The sequence below is a fragment of the Pseudomonas putida genome (assembly GCF_001976065.1).
Taxonomy (GTDB): Bacteria; Pseudomonadota; Gammaproteobacteria; order Pseudomonadales; family Pseudomonadaceae; genus Aquipseudomonas; species Aquipseudomonas serbica.
Map to the genome: position 1 here is coordinate 538,542 of NZ_MNAH01000004.1, position 18,314 is coordinate 556,855.

The window sequence follows — 18,314 nt, forward strand, 5'->3', positions numbered from 1 at the left end:
CCGACGCCCCACCTGCTCAATGCCCCGGCGAATCCTTGTGGTTTTCCAGGGTATCGAGCAAGGCCACCTGCATCCGTGTATGCACGCGGATGAACCAGCGCCACAGCAACGCCGCTACGGCGGCCGCGACGACGGCGATCAGGACCAGCAACTTGTTGGTCGGCAAGATACTGGCCGACAAGGCTGCCAACAGCAGGAAAATCACCAGCAGCGACAGGATCGGGATCACTTCGGAGATCACCCGGCGCACTCGCTGCGTGTGACGGCCCGCCATCTCCGGTTTGACGCCCATTTCCGCCAGCAACATCGACAATGCCTTGAGCTTGCGATACGCGGCAATCAGGAATGGCAGCGACAACAGCAGCGCCCCACCCCAGATCAACGCTTTCTGCCAGCTCGGGTCGCTGATCCAGCCTTGCAAGTAAGTGGATATGCCTTCGGCGAAGTAGGCGCCGGAAAAGAAGATCGCGATCACCAGCGCCAGATTGACCCCCACCTGCAGCAAGATCCGCCGAATCATCGATGCCAGCAATGCGCCCTGCCCTTGCGGCTGGATGCTGCGCAGCCATTCGCCGTACATGCCCAGCACTCGACCCAGTCGTTGTGGCATCACCGCGGCCAGCTTGATCGACAACGGGTCCGCTGCCCGGATCAGATAGGGCGTCAGCAACGTGGTGATCACTGAAACCGCCACGGCCACCGGATAAAGAAAGTTACTGGTGACCTGCAGGGTCATGCCCAACGAAGCGATGATGAATGAGAATTCGCCAATCTGTGAAAGCCCCATGCCGACGCGCAGAGAGGTACGTCCGTCGTTGCCGGCGATAAAGGCGCCAAGGCCACAGGACAGCATCTTGCCCAGCACTACCGCCACGGTGATCACCGCAATGGGCCAGGCGTATTGCAGCAGGATCATCGGATCGAGCATCAGGCCGATGGCGACGAAGAAAATCGCACTGAACAGGTCGCGAACCGGTTCGATCAGGCGCTCGATTTTGAGTAACTGCCGGGACTCAGCCATGATCGCGCCAATCAGGAACGCACCAAGCACCATGCTGTACTCAAGCTTGACCACCAGCAGGCAGAAGCCAAAACACAGGCCCAGCACGGTGATCAGCAGCATTTCATTGCTTTCGAACTTGGCCACGTAGGCCAGCAGGCGCGGTACCAGCAGGATACCAATGACCAGCGCGACGATCATGAACAGCGAAAGCTTGCCGACGGTGGAGAACACCTCACCCGAACTGACCGTGCCGCTGACCGCGATGCTCGACAGCAAGGCGATGATGCCGATACCCAGGATGTCTTCGACGATCAGTACGCCAAAGATCAACTGCGCGAAGCGCTGGTTTTTCATCTTCAGGTCATTGAGCGCCTTGACGATGATGGTGGTCGAGGAAATGGCCAGGATCGCCCCGAGAAACAGCGAGTCCATGGTGTTCCAATCGAACCAGCGACCAATTTCGTAGCCGATCCAGATCATCAGGACAATTTCGAGGAATGCCGCGATGAACGCCGTGGCGCCGACCTTGAACAACTTGCGCAGGCTGAACTCCAGGCCCAGGCAGAACATCAGGAAAATCACCCCCAGTTCAGCCAGGGTCTTGATGGTTTCTTCGTCGTGGATCAGGCCGAACGGTGGTGTGTGCGGGCCAATGATGAAACCCGCCACGATGTAACCCAACACCACCGGTTGCTTCAGACGATGGAAAAGCACGGTCACCACGCCTGCAACCAACATGATCACTGCCAAATCCTGAATAAAGCTGATGGCATGCATGGCGTGGGGCTCCTTGGGGTGACATGGCGCTTTTCGTGTAGGAATTTTCCCTTGGGTCTGGGCTTTTGCAGGGTAACACCGCGACTACGGGCGCAAAGGCGGTGCAATATATGGAAACAGATCGATTGGGCGTGACGGCGGCCGCCCGCGCGGCGTCCCGATAACTGTTGGTTTGAAAAAAACCGCTGAAGCGCCCGCAGAGGTGCGTCCCTCAAACCTTGCCTTGACCCGTGAGAACGCTATGGAACCCGGAAACGCCCAGCTGTCGATGACAGTATTGATGACCCCCGACATGGCCAATTTCTCTGGCAACGTGCACGGCGGCACCCTGCTCAAATACCTCGACGAAGTGGCTTACGCCTGCGCCAGCCGCTATGCCGGCCGCTACGTGGTGACCCTGTCGGTGGACCAGGTGATTTTCCGTGAGCCGATCCATGTCGGCGAACTGGTGACCTTCCTTGCATCGGTCAACTACACCGGCAACACCTCCATGGAGGTGGGCATCAAGGTGGTGACCGAGAATATCCGTGAGCGCTCGGTGCGCCATACCAACAGCTGCTTCTTCACCATGGTCGCGGTGGATGACCAGCGCAAGCCTGCCCCGGTGCCACCGCTGCAACCCGTAAACAGTGAAGACAAGCGCCGCTACATGCAGGCCCAGCAACGTCGTCAGATTCGTCAGGAGCTGGAAAAGCGCTATCAGGAAATCAAGGGCGACGCGTAAGGCAAGAGACCGCAGCTTCCTGTAGGGACTGCCGAAGGCTGCGATCTTTTCGCCATAACCGGATCACAAACTGATCGGCGTCGCCTCGAACCGCACCCGCGGATGGGCGATCCGGTCCTGAGCCCGAACCAGTTCCAGCTCATAGCTGGCGCACGCCTGGGTTTCCAGCAACACCTCATGCACCGCCGACGCAGCGAATTCGAATGCCGCCACCAGGCTGTCACCCAGCAGGACGCGAGCCAGGAACAACCCGGACGTCAGGTCGCCAACACCCACCGGCTGACGCGGAAACGCCAGCAGCGGACGCTGCAGATGCCAGCTGCCTTCGGCCGACACCAGCAACATCTCAAAGACATCGGCCTTTTTGCCGGGATAGTCCAGGTGCTTGATCAGCACCGCCTTCGGTCCACGTGCCAGCAGCGCACGCGCCATCGCCAGACAATCGAACAGCGACTGCGGCTTGCGCCCCGAGAAGCTGTCGAGCTCCAGTTGATTGGGGCACATGAAGTCGGCCACGCTGGCGGCCTCCTCCAGCAGGAAATCACTGACTTCCGCCGGCACGCTGCAACCCTTCTCCGGATGACCCATCACCGGGTCACACAGGTACAGCGCCTTGGGGTTGATCGACTTGATTTTCTCCACACCCGTCAGTATCGCCCGGCCCTGGGCCGCACTGCCGAGGTAGCCGGACAGCACCGCATCGCAGTTGCCCAGCTCGCCAATGGCCGCGATACCATCGACAAGATCGGGAATCTGGTGCGGCGCCAGCACATCACCGGCCCACTGGCCGTATTGGGTGTGGTTGGAGAACTGCACCGTGTTGAGCGGCCAGACATTCACCCCGACCCGCTGCATCGGGAAAACCGCGGCACTGTTGCCGGCGTGACCGAACACCACGTGGGATTGGATAGCGAGCAGATGGGGCGTACGTTTCATGCGGTGAGTTATCCGTAAAACGATTGAAATTCAAGCCGCGCAGTATGCGACTAAACACAGCCTGTACGACAGACCGGCGACACAGTTAAGCTGACACTATCTTGTTGGAGCACCCTGTTGATGCTGACCCTTGGAAATATTTTAGTGCTGATGCTTTTCGCCACCGCGGGTGCCTGGCTGTGGCACAACCATGGCTTGCGCGAACACGCACTGGAGCGGGTAAAGCAGCATTGCGGCAAGCTCGGGATCGAGCTGCTGGATGGCAACGTGGCATTGAAAAAAATCGCGTTCATCAAGGATGCCAATGGTCGGCGACGATTGGCCCGTGTGTATAACTTCGAATTCACCGTGACCGGCGAGACCCGCCACAACGGGACCATCACCCAATTCGGCCCCCACAGCGCACAGATCGAACTGGCACCTTATCCCGTGCCATTCGACGACACCCCCACCGTGGTGGATGTGGTCAAGCCGCGTGCCGAGGTGATCGAGCTGAGCCAGTGGCGACAGGAGCACACCAAGTGGCGGCCTTGAATCAACAGATCCCGCGCCCCCTGTAGGAGCTGCCGAAGGCTGCGATCTTTTTGATGTTCACCCCAACCGACACCCCGCCAGACCCCGTTGCAGCATCTCGACATCCTGCAACCCACCAAAAATCAGTTCAATCCGCGAATCCTGCCGCCATTCGCTGGGCCGCCACGCCAGCACCGCGTTATCCAGCGCATTCGCCGACACCCCCCCCCCGGGGCTGTGGATAACCATCTTCGCCCGCCGCCAGTCAAGGCCAGCGAGCCAGCGTACGAGCCTGTCTGTATCAAAGGCCTGGCTCGGATGCCAGCGCCAGCCAATGCTCCAGCCGCCATCCTGCTCCTGACTCAGGCAGATCGGCAGTGCCGGATCAGTCCAGATCGCCGGCAACTGCGCCAGCCCCTTGGGTGCCACAAAGTTATCCACACCCGCCTCAGCCCGCGCGCCCAGGCCCGGCAATTGGCTCAATGGCATGGCCGCCTGGTGCGACCAGTACAGCGGGCGCTCCGGCAATTGCGCGGCAAGTCGCTGACGGGCGACGTCATCAAGGTGTTCCGACTTGTTCATCAGCAACAGACCGGCGCCCTCCAGCGCGTCCTGTTGCGCCGCCGGTAGCGGCTTGCCAGCGGCAAGCGCCTGGGCGTCCAGTACCAGAACGCAGGGTTGGACGCTCAGGACACCTTGCCACGGTGCTTCCCGCAACTGCCTGAGCAACTGCACCGGATGCCCCAACCCGGACGGCTCGATGAACAGTCGATCCGGTCGCGCCTTGCGCAGCAAACGACCAAGACCGACCTGAAACGGCGCACCGTTGACACAACACAAACAGCCCCCGGCCACTTCACCCAGTGCGATACCATCGGCATCACGGGTCAGCAACGCGGCATCGATACCGATCTGACCGAATTCGTTGATCAACACCGCCCAGCGCTCGCCAGCGGGCCGTTGTGCCAGCAGGTGCCTGATCAGGCTGGTCTTGCCGGCTCCCAATGGCCCGGCGATGACATGGGTGGGTATGTTCTGCAACATGATCGAGAATGTCTGAGGAGTTCAGGATGCGGTGGATAGGATGGTCGTTGCTGCTGGCGCTCAACTGCGGCGAGGCAATGGCCCAGGCTTGCGTGGTCCACAGCCAGGCGGAACGGCTCGACGTGAAAGTCTGCCAGCAAAACCGCAATATTCCGCAAAAGCTCTTCGCCGACGGCTTCTGCCAGCCAAGTCTTGCCGGGCAGAAAGTCGAGGTGCAGTACGTCGACCAATGCCCTGCCGGGGCGTTCGGCGTGTGCAGCAACGCCCAAGTCGCCAATATGCCCTACCGGCAGGATATTCACTATTACGGCGTTGCCACGGATGCGGCGTATTTGAAGCCGTTTTGCGAAGCCCAGAGCCAGGGGACCTGGCTCAAGCCTTGAGGGTCAGGTCGCGTCTTCGTACCAAGGGCCGAACGGATCAGGCAACCGGCGCCAGCCCTCTGCGCCGAGCAGCATCTCCTCATCGCTCAACAGACACTCTTCGAGTTCGGTGGTGAGCCGCGCGAAATCGATGTCCTGGCCAATGAAAACCAGTTCCTGGCGGCAATCCCCGCTAGCGTCCTCCCAGTTCCGCAGGATGGCGGCGGTGCTTTCCTGGTCCTGCGGCCATTGATCCTTCGGTACGAAACGCCACCAGCGCCCGGCAAATCCATAACGCATCATCCCACCCGCCTGGGACCAGCTGCCAGCATCCATATGTTTGCTCGCCAGCCAAAAGAAGCCCTTGGAACGCAGCAGCTTGCCATTGAGCCACGGACCGTCGATGAAGTTGAAGAACCGCTGCGGATGGAAGGGGCGCCGCGCGCGATAGACGCAGGACGCGATGCCATATTCGTCGGTTTCCGGTACGTGTTCGCCGCGCAGTTCCTGCAACCAGCCCGGCGACTGCGCCGCCTTCTCGAAGTTGAAGCGACCGGTATCGAGGATCTTCTCCAACGGCACTTCGCCCATGACCATCGGGATGATTTGCGCCTGAGCGTTGAGTCGCCCCAGGATCGCCATCAGCTCCTCGCGTTCGCGGCGACTGATCAGGTCGATCTTGCTGATCAGGATGACGTCGGCGAACTCGATCTGCTCGATCAACAGATCGGTGATCGCGCGCTCATCCTCCTCGCCCAGCGTCTCGCCACGGGAAGCCAGGCTGTCGGCGTCCTGGAAGTCGAGCAGGAAATTCATGCCGTCAACCACAGTGACCATGGTGTCGAGCCGGGCGATGTCGGAGAGGCTCTGGCCGCTTTCGTCGCGAAACGTAAAGGTCTCCGCCACTGGCAGCGGTTCTGAAATGCCGGTTGATTCGATCAAGAGGTAATCAAAACGACCCTCACGGGCGAGCGACCCCACCTCCTCCAGCAAGTCTTCACGCAAGGTGCAGCAGATGCAGCCGTTGCTCATTTCCACGAGTTTCTCTTCTGCACGATTGAGGCTGACATCGCGCTGGACCTCGCTGCCGTCTATGTTGATTTCACTCATGTCGTTGACGATGACCGCGACTCGCAGCCCATTTCTATTACGTAATATGTAATTTAAAAGTGTACTTTTTCCTGCACCAAGAAAGCCCGAAAGGACGGTTACGGGAAGGCGTTTTGGCATCAGATGTTCCTCACACTGGAATCCATAAAAAAGGTATCGTCGCTTCAACGTTATCATATAACATTGCATTGCACCTCAACGACGGACCTTCCCATGAACGCGCTGACTTTGCCCGATATCGCTGCGCAGGCCTCACGCCAAGCCCTGTCACTGGAGTGGGTGGGCATGTGTGGCATTGCCCTACCCGTTTTGCTCGACGACAAACTATTGTCTGCAACGGCCGATGCCGGTGTGAGTCTCGATAACGGCGAGGCGCGCGGTATCCATATGTCGCGGCTGTACCTGGCGCTGCAAACGCTTGAGCAAGAAACGCTCTCGCCCAAGCTGCTGCGACAGGTTTTGAGCAGCTTTCTGGACAGTCACGAAGGACTGTCAAACAGCGCTTATCTGAATATTCACACCGACTTGCTGTTGAAAAGGCCGGCATTGATCAGTCCATTGGCTGGCTGGAAAAGCTATCCCGTCAGCATCGAAGCACGCTTGAAAAACGCGATGTTCCACGTGGAACTTAAAATCGCCCTCCCTTATTCCTCAACATGTCCTTGCTCTGCAGCGCTTTCCCGACAGCTTATTCAGCAGAAATTTGTAGGAGATTTTGCCAACCAGGCTCTGCAACACACCGAGGTACTGGCTTGGCTGGGTTCCACTGAAGGCATCGTCGCGACGCCCCACAGCCAACGCAGCACAGCGCAATTGAGTCTGCGCCTGCATGATTCTCAGGAGGAGCTTGCACTGATCGCGGTTATCAACGACGCCGAAGCAGCCCTCGGCACCGCCGTCCAAACCGCTGTCAAGCGCGCGGATGAACAGGCGTTCGCGTTGGCCAACGGACAGAACCTGATGTTTTGCGAAGATGCCGCCCGGCGCTTGAACCTCGCCCTCAAACGCTCACCCGGCATCGCCGGATTTTTGGTTCGGGTTATCCACGCAGAAAGTTTGCATGCCCACGATGCCGTTGCTGAAAGCCGCTGGAACTGGGAGACCGCCTGATGCGTTTATGGGCGTTCCGTTAAGGTATTTATCGAGAGCGTGGTGTATATCCACATCGGTCTGGTACGCGACTACAAGGGCCTTGCAGCGCAGGTTTCGAATGGACACGACAAACGTCTAGATGACAGCGAACGGGGATGGATCTAAGGTTTATCCGCTACGCATGTGATCGAAGCATTCGAGAATAACAATCATGATCCAGATCACTTTGCCCGATGGTTCAATGCGTGAATACGATCAACCGCTGTCCGTGCATGAGGTTGCCGCGAGTATTGGCCCCGGGCTGGCCAACGCTGCGGTAGCGGGTCGGGTGGATGGCCTGTTGGTCGACTGTGAGTTCGTGATCCGGGCCAATGCCCGGGTCAGCATCGTGACGCCCCAGGAACCCGACGGCCTGGAGATCCTCCGGCGCTCCTGTTCGCTGATGCTGGCGATGGCGGTCAAGCAACTGCATGCCCATGCTCAATTGCGCACCGGGTCGGCCTTGGGGGACGGGTTCTATTGCGAGTTCAGTGTCGAGCGCCCAATGATGACCGCTGATCTGCCGCTGATCGAAGCGCGCATGCAATCATTGGCGGCGACCAACCATTCGATCCGCCGCAGTCGGAGCTCTCCGTCTTCCGCCGATCTGTCGCTGTACCGCCTCGGGGATACCGAGTATTTGACGGCCGGCCCCCACGTCCCCACCACCAGAGTCCTGCAGGCCTTTGCCCTCGATCACATCAACGGCACCCTGCAGCAACGCATCTATGGTACCTGTTGGTCCAGCCACCAAGAGCTACAGCAGTGGCGCCTGCCGGCCCATGTGGTAGTCGTCAGCATGGATGACCGCCAGGCCAGCTATGCCCATGCGGTCACCGAACGCTTGCGCCGCAGTGGCGTGCGCGCACTGGCAGATCTACGTAATGAAAAGGTTCGCCACAAGATTCGACATCACAGTCAGACGGTGCCGTACCTGGTGGTGGTCGGAGAAAAGGAAAAGGCTGGCGGGTATGTCAGCGTGCGTAATCGCAACGGGGAGGATTTTGGCAGGATGAAGATTGAGGCGGTGTGTGAGTGGTTGGGGCAACCAGGGATTTCAGGTGCCTGATCCAACAAGCCTCGCTCCGGAAGAACGAGGCTGCCTGCGAAACTGTTTACGCTCTTGGCTTCACGGTACCGCAATCCTGCCCCAACCAGACCGCACGGGTATCGAGGCTACCCTTCTGCTGAATACCGGTGGCGTTGAACGTACCGTTGACCTTGGTGGTGAACTCGCGATCGCTGAGGAACGTGGCAACACCCGCACCCTGCGCTTTCGGGCAGCTGAAACGGAATTTCCACTGATTGCCGGTGCGCTCGGTGATTTGCTGGGTGCAGCCCGATTGTGGATCGGTCAGGGGAATATTGTCGCTCTTGACCTGCTCTGGCGTCAGGCATGCCCGGATACCTTTGCCGCCCATGGTGATGCCCTGTTTCTCCAGCTGGGCGCGCTGTTCAGGGGTCATCTGGCTTTGAATCTGACCGAGGATCAATTGCAGATCCGGCAGGTTCTGGTCATCGACTTTCATGTTGCTCGAGGTCAATTCCCACAAACCTGGCTGCAGCATCTGCGCGTGAGCCGCCACAGGAAGTACCAAACCAAATGCCATGGCCAAACCCAGCAGACGAACGTTCATCGAGTAACTCCTGATCAGTAGTGGCCGTTAGACGTCGCCGGCGGGCTTCGGTTCATGGGCCAATTAAATAGCGACATTCTGCACGGAACATGGTCTGTTAAGCATTGAATCTTCAGGAGCAAGGCTGCCCCCATGGATTATTTTGGACCGCATGTTTTCGGTTATGTCATCGCGCTGCTGCACTCATTGGGCCTGATCGCGGCAATCCATGCCGTGCTCACTGTCCGAACCGCCCAAGGCTCGATTGCCTGGGCGCTCTCATTGTTGTTCATGCCTTACCTGACACTCATCCCCTATCTGGTATTCGGCCGCAGTTCCTTCGACGGTTACATCAAGGCGCGGCGCCAAGCCAACGAGGAGATGCGCAAGGCCGTTTCAGAGCTCAACTGGCGGCCATGGGTGGAGGAAGCCCTCACCGCCCGAGCTTCCAGCGCCTACGCGTCGTTACGGGCGATGCCGAAGCTGGGGCGCATGCCTTGCCTGGCAAACAATGAAGTGCAGTTGCTGGTTAACGGTCATGCGACCTTCCAGGCGATTTTCCACGCCATCAGCCAGGCCAAAGAAGCCGTATTGGTGCAGTTCTTCATCATCCACGACGACCGCCTGGGCCGACGCCTGCGAGACCTTTTGCTGCAAAAAGCCAGTGAAGGCGTGGCGACTTACCTGCTCTACGACCGCATCGGCAGCCACTCACTGCCCCACAGTTACGTCCAGTCGCTGCGCGATGGTGGCGTCGCGGTCAAAGCCTTTGCCACCCGCAGCGGCTGGCTCAATCGCTTCCAGGTAAACTTTCGCAACCACCGCAAGATAGTGGTCGTCGACGGTATTCTTGGCTTCGTCGGCGGCCACAACGTCGGCGACGAATACATGGGCGAGAAGCCACCCTTGGCACCGTGGCGCGATACCCATGTGCAAGTACGTGGGCCGGTAGTGGCCTGCATGCAGGAGTCTTTCGCCGAAGACTGGTTCTGGGCGGCTCGGGAATTACCGCAGCTGATTCTGCCGCAGGTGTATCCGGACGACGGGGTGCTTTGCCAGATGCTCGCCAGCGGTCCGGCGGACGCTTATGAAACCTGCTCGCTGTTCTTCGTCGAAGCGATCCATGCATCGACTGAACGCGTGTGGATCACCAGCCCCTATTTCATCCCCGACGAAGCAGTTCTCGCCGCGTTACGCCTGGCGGTCTTGCGCGGCGTCGATGTGCGGATCCTGCTGCCATCTCGGCCTGACCACCGAATCGTCTACGCCGCTTCCAGCCTCTATGCCTTTGAAGCCGTGCGCGCCGGTGTGCGGGTGTTCCGTTACGAACCCGGGTTCCTGCATCAGAAGGTGGTATTGATCGATAGCGAAATCAGCGCCATTGGCAGCGCCAACATGGATAACCGTTCGTTTCGCTTGAATTTCGAAGTGATGCTGCTAACGGTCGACAAGGCGTTCGCAGCCCAGGTGGAGCAGATGCTCAACGATGACTTCGACCTGGCTCACGAAATCGCCAAGGACGAAGGCCGGGAGACCCACCGCTTGCAGCAGGTCGGCATGCGGGTCGCCCGGCTTATTTCACCCATCCTCTAGGGATTGTAGATATCGTCTCGCGTCCACGGCAGCTCATGGCTGCCATCCGCGTGGGCCTTCACCGCGAGAATCTGGTGCAGGTTGATCCAGCCACGGGCAAACGCGTAGGCACAACCGGCCAGGTACAGGCGCCAGATTCGCAGGGCTTGATCAGGCACCAGTTTCGAAGCGGCCTCAAGGTTGTCTTCCAGCCGTTCGCTCCAGTGATCCAGGGTCCGCGCGTAGTGCAGGCGCAGACTCTCGACATCGACGATCTCCAGCCCTGCTTCACTGATCTCGGCAGAAATCATCGACAGGTGCGGCAGCTCGCCATTGGGGAACACGTATTTCTCGATGAAATCACCGGCCCCGCGTCCCACGGGACGTCCATCGGTGTGCTTGGCGGTGATCCCGTGGTTCATCACCAGACCGCCCTCTTTCACCGCGCCGAACAGGGTTTTGCAGTACTCAGCCAGGTTCGCATGCCCGACGTGTTCGAACATGCCGACGCTGACCACTTTGTCGAAGCGCCCGTCCTGGGGCAGGTCGCGGTAGTCGAGCAACTGCAGCTCGACCAGATCCTCCAGGCCTTCTTCTTTAACACGCTCACGCGCCAGGCCCAGTTGCTCTTTGCTGAGAGTAATCCCAAATACTTTCGCACCGAACTCACGAGCCGCGTACCGCGCCAACCCGCCCCAACCGCAGCCGACATCCAGCAAATACTCGCCTGGTTGTAGCCGTAACTTACGACACAGGTGGCGAAATTTTGCTTGTTGGGCTTGCTCAAGGGTTTCGCTGCCAGTCTCGAAATAGGCGCAGGAATAAGCCATGTCACTGTCGAGCCACAGCTGATAAAACGCGTTGGAGAGGTCGTAGTGGTAGGAAATCGCCTTGGCATCTGTCTCCTTGTCGTGGACAGTGCGCACAGGCTGACTGTCGAGCTCACCGAGCAGTGCCTGGCTCCATTCATCACAGACCCGAATCACATCGCTGATGGAGCCTTCCAGCTCCAGTTTGCCCTCAACGAACGCCGCCCCGAGTGCATCAAGGCTAGGATGGGTGAACTGGGAAACCATTTGTGGGTCCTTGACCACAATAGTGACACTGGGCGTCGGCCCCAGATTGAATTCATGGCCGTCCCAGAGTCGCAGGCGTAACGGTAACTGCAGATTCTGTAAGGCCGGTGGAAGTTGCGCGAGCATGGAAAATCCCCCTTGTTTCAGACGTCTGCTGAGAGGTTAGACCATCCTTGAAAAGTAGCAGGCTATCGATTTGATAGCGATCTCCTATGAATCCAGTATGGCTCCGAATTCACAGAAATGACTGCTCTCACCTAAGATGACTGCAAATACGGCCAACAGTTCTGTATTTTCCAGCCCCTCACAACTCGTCCTTGAGCTTGAGAAGCGGCTCCTGAAAGCGCAGCAAACGCCCGGCATTGCCCAACACCAACAACGTACTGAGGTTATGCAGCAACGCCGCGATCATCGCACCTGCTGCCCCGAGCCAGCCAAACGCCGCGAAAGCAACGATCGCCAACGTCCAACCCAGACCGATAATCACATTGACTTGCAGGGTCTGACGGCATTGCCGGCTTAATCGCACACAGGTTCCAAGGCGCCGCAGATCGCTACCAATCAGCACGATATCCGCTGAAGCCAGCGCGATGTCTGCCCCGCCCGCGCCCATCGCCACACCCACAACGCCGGCCTTGAGCGCCAGCGAATCGTTGATACCATCGCCCACTACCATAGGACGAAAACCGTTACCGATTTCTTTCAGCACGCGATTCAACTTGTCCTCGGGCAGGGCCTGCGCTTCGACATCAACGATGCCGACATCGCGGGCGAGAGCTTCAGCAACACTGCGCCGGTCGCCGGTAAGCAGAAGTTGCCGGCCCAATCCCAGTTCCCTCAGCTCGCTCAAGGCAAATTGCGCTTCCGGTTTAACGCTGTCGGCCAACAACAACCAGGCGAGAAACTCGCCGTTAAGCGCCACCCCGGCAATGGGGCCGTCGTGGTCGGGAACGTCTGAGGTATTTATGCCCAACCGGGCGAACAACTCCGGCCGCCCCAGCGCGGCCTCGCCCTGCTCCGTCATGGCCACCACACCCAATCCCTGACGTTCGTGAATGTCCGCCAACAACAGACAATCCTCTTGGGCAACCAGCCCGGCCAGTGCCCGGCTGACCGGGTGGCTACTGGCGGAGCCGAGGCTGGCGGCGAGTTTCACGACCTGGTTGCGATCAGCCGATGGGCCCTCAATGGATTGCAGGCGCAAGGTGCCGAAAGTCAGGGTTCCGGTCTTGTCGACCACCAGCGATGTCAGGTCTGCCAGCTCCTCGAGAAACGCCGAACTGCGAATCAGAATGCCGTGCCGTGCTGCCACCGCTACCCCGGCAATCGCCGTTGCGGGCGCCGACAACACCAACGCACAAGGGCAGGCAGCCACCAACACGGCGAGCATGGCCTGGGCATCGTTGGTGATGAACCATGTCACTGCGGCCAGCAGCAACACCAGGACCATGTAGCTCCCGGCGTAACGCTCCAGCAACCGGGTGATCGGCGGCTTCGAACGCTCGGCGTTATGCACCAGCGCGATCACTTTGCCGAGGGTCGATTCGTGGCCGGTTCGAGTCACTTCAATGCGCAACAGGCCATCGAGATTGATCGCCCCACCAAATATCAACATGCCGACGCCCGCCTCCATCGGCACTGACTCACCGGTAATGGATGCGGTGTCCAGACTCGCCTGACCGGACAGCACACGGCCATCGGCCGGTACCCGATCACCGGCACGGACTTCCACCTGATCGCCTGCCCTGAGCGTAGTGTTATCGACTTCGACGACTGAGTCATCCGCCTGAACCTTGCGCGCGTGGCTGCGTGTCAGTTTGCCGAGGGCATGAATGGCTTCCTGCGAACCGATCACGCTGCGCTCTTCCAGCACATGGCCGAAGATCATGATGATCGGCAGCAATGCGGCGGTCAGCAAATCGCCCGTTGCCCAGGCTCCGAGCATGGCCAGGGCAATCAGTTGATCAGTGATGCCGTGCAGGCTCGGATACCGCAGGCTGTACCAGGCCGAACGCATCACGGGCACGGCCACCAGCACGGAAGCAAAACCCAGCAACAACTGGCTGACGCCGGTCTGTTCCGGCGACAACCAGCGCCAAACGAGGCCAAGCGCGAGCAAACCGAGTGCGAGCATGGCCAGGGTCAATTGGCGAGCAGCGCTGCGTTGTTCGGCCGAGGACAACATGCTCGGTGCAGCGGCTGATTGAGCGGTCATTGTGCTGCTCCCTGAATGATCAGGCGGGAATCGTCTAGTGGATCAACCGTGGTGACTGAACCAGCTTGGCCAAGAATTTTCGGCATCCGCTCGCGGTAGATTCGAAACAACATTTGCGGGTCTACGCCTTGTTGTTGCGTGCTGGCCAGACTCACCACCGTGGCGGTATCGGCAGACGCTTTCGCCAGCCGCTCACTCGCCTGGGCGTGGGCGACTTGCAGCGTGCGGTCGGCTTGTTCATTGGCTGCCTGGATCAGTTTCTCGGCGTCAGTGCGCGCGTTGGCAACGGCTTTGTCGGCTTGCTGGCTGGCGGTCAGCACGGCGTTGAAGGCGTTGACTGCAGGGCCCGGCAGACTCGATTGCACATCGACCCGCGCCACTTCGATTCCCAGCCCCTGCCCCGTCGTTGCCAATTGCGCGAGGCGTTGGTTGATGCCTTGCACCAGGTCTCCTCGCAAACGCTCGCGTCTTTCTGCTGCCTGATTGTCAGCGCCGGTCAACTCCGGTCGTGCGACCAGAATAGTGTCCAGATCTCGTGCCGCAGCGAGTGCCACGGCACTGCGGGTCACCAATCGATCCAGGGCCGGCAGCAAATGTTCGCCTTGAAACACGAAGGCATAGGGCTGCGTAACCTTGTAGAAAACCCGCACATCCAGTTGCACCACACCGGCATCCCCGGTCAGTAAATAACCGGAACCGGCCAGTGCATCACTGATGGGCGACGCAAAACTTGCCGCGCGATCCGCCTGCAAGGCGGATTCTGTGCGCAACAGATTCTCCACCCGACGCTCGATTACCCGGTCGGCTGCCGGCAGCAAAATCACCTGTTCAAACGGTCGCGGCCAGGCCAGCAGCAAACCGGCTTCCTGGATGCGATCCAGCGCGCCGAAGTGCAAAACCACCGCACGATTTTGTGGATCAATCTGTCGTACATTCGAGAACGCCCACACCAAAGCGGCCAATACCGTCACCGCATACAGGGCGAGAAACGCCAAACGCCCAGCTTGAATCCATGGGCTGCTCAACCCATTTGTTCCACGTGGAACCAAATTCATGGCTGTGATCCGGGTTCATTTTCGAGCGTCGGCGGGCCCTCGACCAATGCCCGGAAAGGCGCGGCATCGGTACGCAGGATCAACTTCGTCCCCGGCGTGATCACGGTGCCCAAGGTGTCGAGCGAACGCAGCAGGTTATAAAGCTGAGGTGAACTGGCGTAGGCGCGACCATAAATCTGCGCGGCTTCAATCCGCGATTGCGCCTCAATGTCGGCAGCTTTCACCGAGGCGTCAGCCTGGACGATTCGCGCATCACGCTCAGCGGCAGAGCGAATTTGCGTCGCTTCGCGCTTGCCGATGGCGGTGCGTTCGGTGGCGATGGTTTCGCGCTCGGCACGCATGCGATCGACCGTCGCAGTGAGCGTGACCGAAGGCAAGGTCAATCGCTCGATGCCGACTTGCAGCACTCGCACGCCATAGGTGGTCAGCAACTGCTGATCGATTTGCTTACGCAACTGAGCTTCAAAATCGGCGATGTGCACTTGATTGGCGTCAGTGTTCACCAGGCTGGCCAGATCGAAACTGCTGGCAGTCGTCTCGAGAGCCGAGCCGACGAAGGTGCGAATCTGCCGTGCCGCTTCGTCCGGCTGGTTTTGCACGGCGCGCATGAAGCGCTGCACATTGTCTGGATCACCCTGCACCTGCCAGGCCACGTAAGCCTGAACAATGATGCGCAAGCCATCGCGCGTACCCACATCCTGCAAACCACTGGACGTGGTGCGCAACCGCAGATCCACCGGAATCGCTGCTTCGAACGGCGCCGGCCAGCGCCAGCCAAGGCCAGGTTCCAACAACACTCGCGATGGGTTGCCAAAACGCGTGATGACCGTCGCTTCTCCCGCCCGCACCTGAACCAGGCTCGCGGCCGCCACGGCAAACGCCACCAACAAAGCCGCCCAGCCCATGCGTCGCCAAGGGAATGGGCCGGCTTCTTGCGGATCACCGTGGTGGTGATGACCATGGTGATGTCCGCCATGGCCGTGATCGTGGCTGCTGTGGTCAGCGTGATCGTGAGTATGTGACTGGCTCAATGGGCGGCTCCTGGCTGAGCAATTTTACGCGACAGCGCAGGGTCTGCCGGCAACGTGAACGTACGGAGATCGATGGTCGGCGCATTGTTGTTACCGCCCAGGCGATGATCGAGGACTAACAACCTTGCATTGGCCAGGCCTTGGGAAAGCTGACCGAGGTAGTGCTCCAGCACGAAGGCCTGGCCGGCACTCGTATAAGCTTTTTGTTCGGCGGTAAATTTCAGGTCTGCGGCCTTGGCCGTCGCGTTGAGTTCATAGGCCGTCGCCATTGCCTGGTCTCGGGCAATACTCGCTTGCAGTTGCGCCTGGTTGGTGGATTCGGCGGCAGCTCCACGTTCACGGGCGATCAAAGCCTGCGCTCCGATCTGCGCAGCTTGCACGCCGTGATAGGCATTGGCGGCACCCGCCGGGGGATGAATCGCTTCGACCACCGTGGCGAGAATTTCCACGCCACTGTCGAGTTTTTGCAGGTCGGCCTGCACGGCACGAGCAATCTCTTCGGCCAGCCCTACCCGATCCTCACCGAGCAAACCGTCAAGGGTTCGTGAGGCAAAGTCGTGGACGAGAATGCGGCTGGCGGTGCTGCGGATCAGCGTCGGTACATCTGCGCTGTTATAGGTCGCCGCCAACGCTGCCTGATCACTCAAACCGATGCGATAAACAAAACGCACGTCCATGTTGACGATCTGAAAGCTCTGCTTGTCGGCACGACTGCTGGCAATCACCTGGGATTTGTCGTTCACATGGCTGGCATCCCATAAGCGATTGGCGGTCATCGGCGCCGGGCCGTCGGCGGGCTCTAGCCGGACCGGCGCTGATGGTTCACCGACACTGGTGGCCAACTCGTGAACCACTCCGTTTTCGACCGCTAACACCCGGCCCAGCGGCCACGGCAAGCCAGCGTGCAGACCAGGACCAAACACCGTCACCGGTTTGCCGAAGCGCTCATAGATCCCCCGCCCTTGCAGCGGTATTTCGTGGACACCCGTCAGCGTCCAACCGACAAAGGCTACGATGCCCAGCACAGGCAAAAATGCCCGCCGCATGTAAGTGAAAGCCCAGATCTGTCGAAGGTCGATGCCGAAGCGGTTGTGCAATTCGTGCTGCAGCGCCAGCAATGGCTGCGGCGGCCAGCGCAACATGTCGGCGCCAAAACTGCGCGCCAGCAATGCAGGTTCCAATTGTTCGCGGCGAGGACTGAACAATGACAGCACGCCACGCAGCAGTAACTCGAAGGCAACGAACCCTGGCAGCAGGCCGATCAGTACCGCCAGACGCACCGGCCAAACCGAGGTGTCATTGCCGAACAACAGGCACGACGCTCCAAGTATCAAGCTGATGATTGTCATGCGGGTCAACTGCGCCAAGGCGCCCGCCTCAGGCCATTGAGTGCTGTTTTGCTGAGCAAGCTGACGCTCCAGAACCAGCAAACCAAAGGCCAGCGATAAGGCGAAGGCCGCGCCGACAGTGGCCGAGATTCCCAAGGCTGCAGGCGGTAAATCAAGGTTCCATGCTTGTTCGACGCACAACAACGCCAGCAGCGCCCAACCGCCCAGCCATAGCGTCGGGGCACCGATTTGCCTGAGTAGTTTCAGGCAGCCCTGACTGATTCGATCCAGCAGGCGCTCGTACCAGCCCTTCAGGACGTCAGTCTCATCAGAGTCGACCACCAGCGCCACAGGATTCATCGCCCGCGTACGCCATTGCGCCACCCACCCGGCGGATTGAAAGCCGGCAACCAACACCAGCAACGCGGCACTCTGATTGAACAACAGGGCAGACCAAAGGGATTGCGGCGCGAACAGCCCGACAAAAAAACCCAGCACCAGGCCCAGTGCCGCAAGCACACCGAGGGCGATGGTATAGAGGCGCAATCGTCGCCCTTGAAAAACCGCCTGCTGAAAGCGCGGCAGCCTGGCTACCTGCGCGCCATCATCACCCTCTTCGAGATCGACTTGCATAACACCCCAGTGCTTACCTTTGCCCACGCGGCATTTCGTTACGATATAACGGTACTGGTGAAATTTTCGTATCAACGCCCTATCTAAAGATGCCTTACCTGTCGCTAGGCTGAAGCCTTGACCGAAATGCATCGGAACACTCATATTACGCTCGTAATTTTATTCAACGACTACTTTTATCCCTCCCC

The 18,314-nt window shown here is 59.5% G+C and carries 16 protein-coding genes; 6 read left to right on the forward strand and 10 right to left on the reverse strand.

Annotated features, from left to right (window positions below):
• Positions 1-16: 16 nt before the first annotated feature.
• Entirely contained in the window at positions 17-1,780 is a 1,764-nt protein-coding gene (locus tag BKX96_RS17715) for a cation:proton antiporter (protein WP_046818585.1), read from the reverse strand.
• A 241-nt stretch (positions 1,781-2,021) separates the two neighbouring features.
• On the opposite strand from BKX96_RS17715, the gene BKX96_RS17720 reads away from it, so the two are divergent.
• Positions 2,022-2,504: an acyl-CoA thioesterase gene (locus BKX96_RS17720; RefSeq protein WP_020797950.1), complete on the forward strand. Its 483-nt coding sequence runs from the start codon at positions 2,022-2,024 to the stop codon at positions 2,502-2,504.
• 63 nt (positions 2,505-2,567) lie between these two features.
• On the opposite strand, the gene pdxY is transcribed toward BKX96_RS17720, so the two are convergent.
• On the reverse strand, positions 2,568-3,440 hold the full coding sequence (gene pdxY, locus BKX96_RS17725) for a pyridoxal kinase PdxY (protein WP_046818586.1): 873 nt from the start codon (positions 3,438-3,440) through the stop codon (positions 2,568-2,570).
• Between the two features lie 120 nt (positions 3,441-3,560).
• On the opposite strand from pdxY, the gene BKX96_RS17730 reads away from it, so the two are divergent.
• On the forward strand, positions 3,561-3,974 hold the full coding sequence (locus BKX96_RS17730) for a DUF3301 domain-containing protein (RefSeq protein WP_077185012.1): 414 nt from the start codon (positions 3,561-3,563) through the stop codon (positions 3,972-3,974).
• A gap of 57 nt (positions 3,975-4,031) precedes the next feature.
• On the opposite strand, the gene BKX96_RS17735 is transcribed toward BKX96_RS17730, so the two are convergent.
• Positions 4,032-4,997, reverse strand: a complete 966-nt coding sequence (locus BKX96_RS17735; RefSeq protein WP_077185015.1) for a CobW family GTP-binding protein — start codon at positions 4,995-4,997, stop codon at positions 4,032-4,034.
• Between the two features lie 26 nt (positions 4,998-5,023).
• Here BKX96_RS17735 and BKX96_RS17740 point away from each other — a divergent pair, with 26 nt between their 5' ends.
• Positions 5,024-5,380 carry a hypothetical protein gene (locus tag BKX96_RS17740; RefSeq protein WP_046818733.1) on the forward strand — a complete coding sequence of 119 codons (357 nt, stop codon included), beginning with the start codon at positions 5,024-5,026 and terminating at the stop codon, positions 5,378-5,380.
• 3 nt (positions 5,381-5,383) lie between these two features.
• Here BKX96_RS17740 and zigA read toward each other — a convergent pair whose 3' ends face one another.
• The gene (gene zigA, locus BKX96_RS17745; RefSeq protein WP_077185018.1) at positions 5,384-6,589 is read right to left on the reverse strand and encodes a zinc metallochaperone GTPase ZigA; all 1,206 of its coding nucleotides are present in this window, start codon (positions 6,587-6,589) and stop codon (positions 5,384-5,386) included.
• A 93-nt stretch (positions 6,590-6,682) separates the two neighbouring features.
• On the opposite strand from zigA, the gene folE2 reads away from it, so the two are divergent.
• Both folE2 and BKX96_RS17755 read left to right on the forward strand, forming a co-directional pair.
• Positions 6,683-7,579 carry a GTP cyclohydrolase FolE2 gene (gene folE2, locus BKX96_RS17750; protein ID WP_077185021.1) on the forward strand — a complete coding sequence of 299 codons (897 nt, stop codon included), beginning with the start codon at positions 6,683-6,685 and terminating at the stop codon, positions 7,577-7,579.
• A gap of 193 nt (positions 7,580-7,772) precedes the next feature.
• Positions 7,773-8,669 carry a His/Gly/Thr/Pro-type tRNA ligase C-terminal domain-containing protein gene (locus BKX96_RS17755; RefSeq protein ID WP_046818591.1) on the forward strand — a complete coding sequence of 299 codons (897 nt, stop codon included), beginning with the start codon at positions 7,773-7,775 and terminating at the stop codon, positions 8,667-8,669.
• Positions 8,670-8,715: 46 nt separating this feature from the next.
• On the opposite strand, the gene BKX96_RS17760 is transcribed toward BKX96_RS17755, so the two are convergent.
• On the reverse strand, positions 8,716-9,237 hold the full coding sequence (locus BKX96_RS17760) for a DUF3617 domain-containing protein (protein WP_046818592.1): 522 nt from the start codon (positions 9,235-9,237) through the stop codon (positions 8,716-8,718).
• Between the two features lie 132 nt (positions 9,238-9,369).
• Here BKX96_RS17760 and cls point away from each other — a divergent pair, with 132 nt between their 5' ends.
• The gene (cls, locus tag BKX96_RS17765; RefSeq protein WP_046818593.1) at positions 9,370-10,809 is read left to right on the forward strand and encodes a cardiolipin synthase; all 1,440 of its coding nucleotides are present in this window, start codon (positions 9,370-9,372) and stop codon (positions 10,807-10,809) included.
• Here the strand turns inward: cls and cfaB are convergent.
• From cfaB to hflK (BKX96_RS17790), 5 genes are all read right to left on the reverse strand, one after another.
• Positions 10,806-11,990: a C17 cyclopropane fatty acid synthase CfaB gene (gene cfaB, locus BKX96_RS17770; RefSeq protein ID WP_077185024.1), complete on the reverse strand. Its 1,185-nt coding sequence runs from the start codon at positions 11,988-11,990 to the stop codon at positions 10,806-10,808. The two genes, cls and cfaB, sit on opposite strands and share 4 nt — an antisense overlap.
• A 178-nt stretch (positions 11,991-12,168) precedes the next feature.
• Positions 12,169-14,079: a cation-translocating P-type ATPase gene (locus BKX96_RS17775; RefSeq protein WP_077185027.1), complete on the reverse strand. Its 1,911-nt coding sequence runs from the start codon at positions 14,077-14,079 to the stop codon at positions 12,169-12,171.
• The gene (gene hflK / locus BKX96_RS17780) at positions 14,076-15,134 is read right to left on the reverse strand and encodes a protease modulator HflK (RefSeq protein ID WP_077185032.1); all 1,059 of its coding nucleotides are present in this window, start codon (positions 15,132-15,134) and stop codon (positions 14,076-14,078) included. Before hflK (BKX96_RS17780) ends, BKX96_RS17775 begins: the two co-directional genes overlap by 4 nt.
• Positions 15,131-16,165, reverse strand: coding sequence for a protease modulator HflC (gene hflC, locus BKX96_RS17785; RefSeq protein WP_077185035.1), 1,035 nt, complete (start codon positions 16,163-16,165; stop codon positions 15,131-15,133). The genes hflK (BKX96_RS17780) and hflC overlap by 4 nt, the downstream gene beginning before the upstream one ends.
• The gene (gene hflK, locus BKX96_RS17790; RefSeq protein ID WP_077185038.1) at positions 16,162-18,126 is read right to left on the reverse strand and encodes a protease modulator HflK; all 1,965 of its coding nucleotides are present in this window, start codon (positions 18,124-18,126) and stop codon (positions 16,162-16,164) included. Before hflK (BKX96_RS17790) ends, hflC begins: the two co-directional genes overlap by 4 nt.
• Positions 18,127-18,314: the final 188 nt, after the last annotated feature.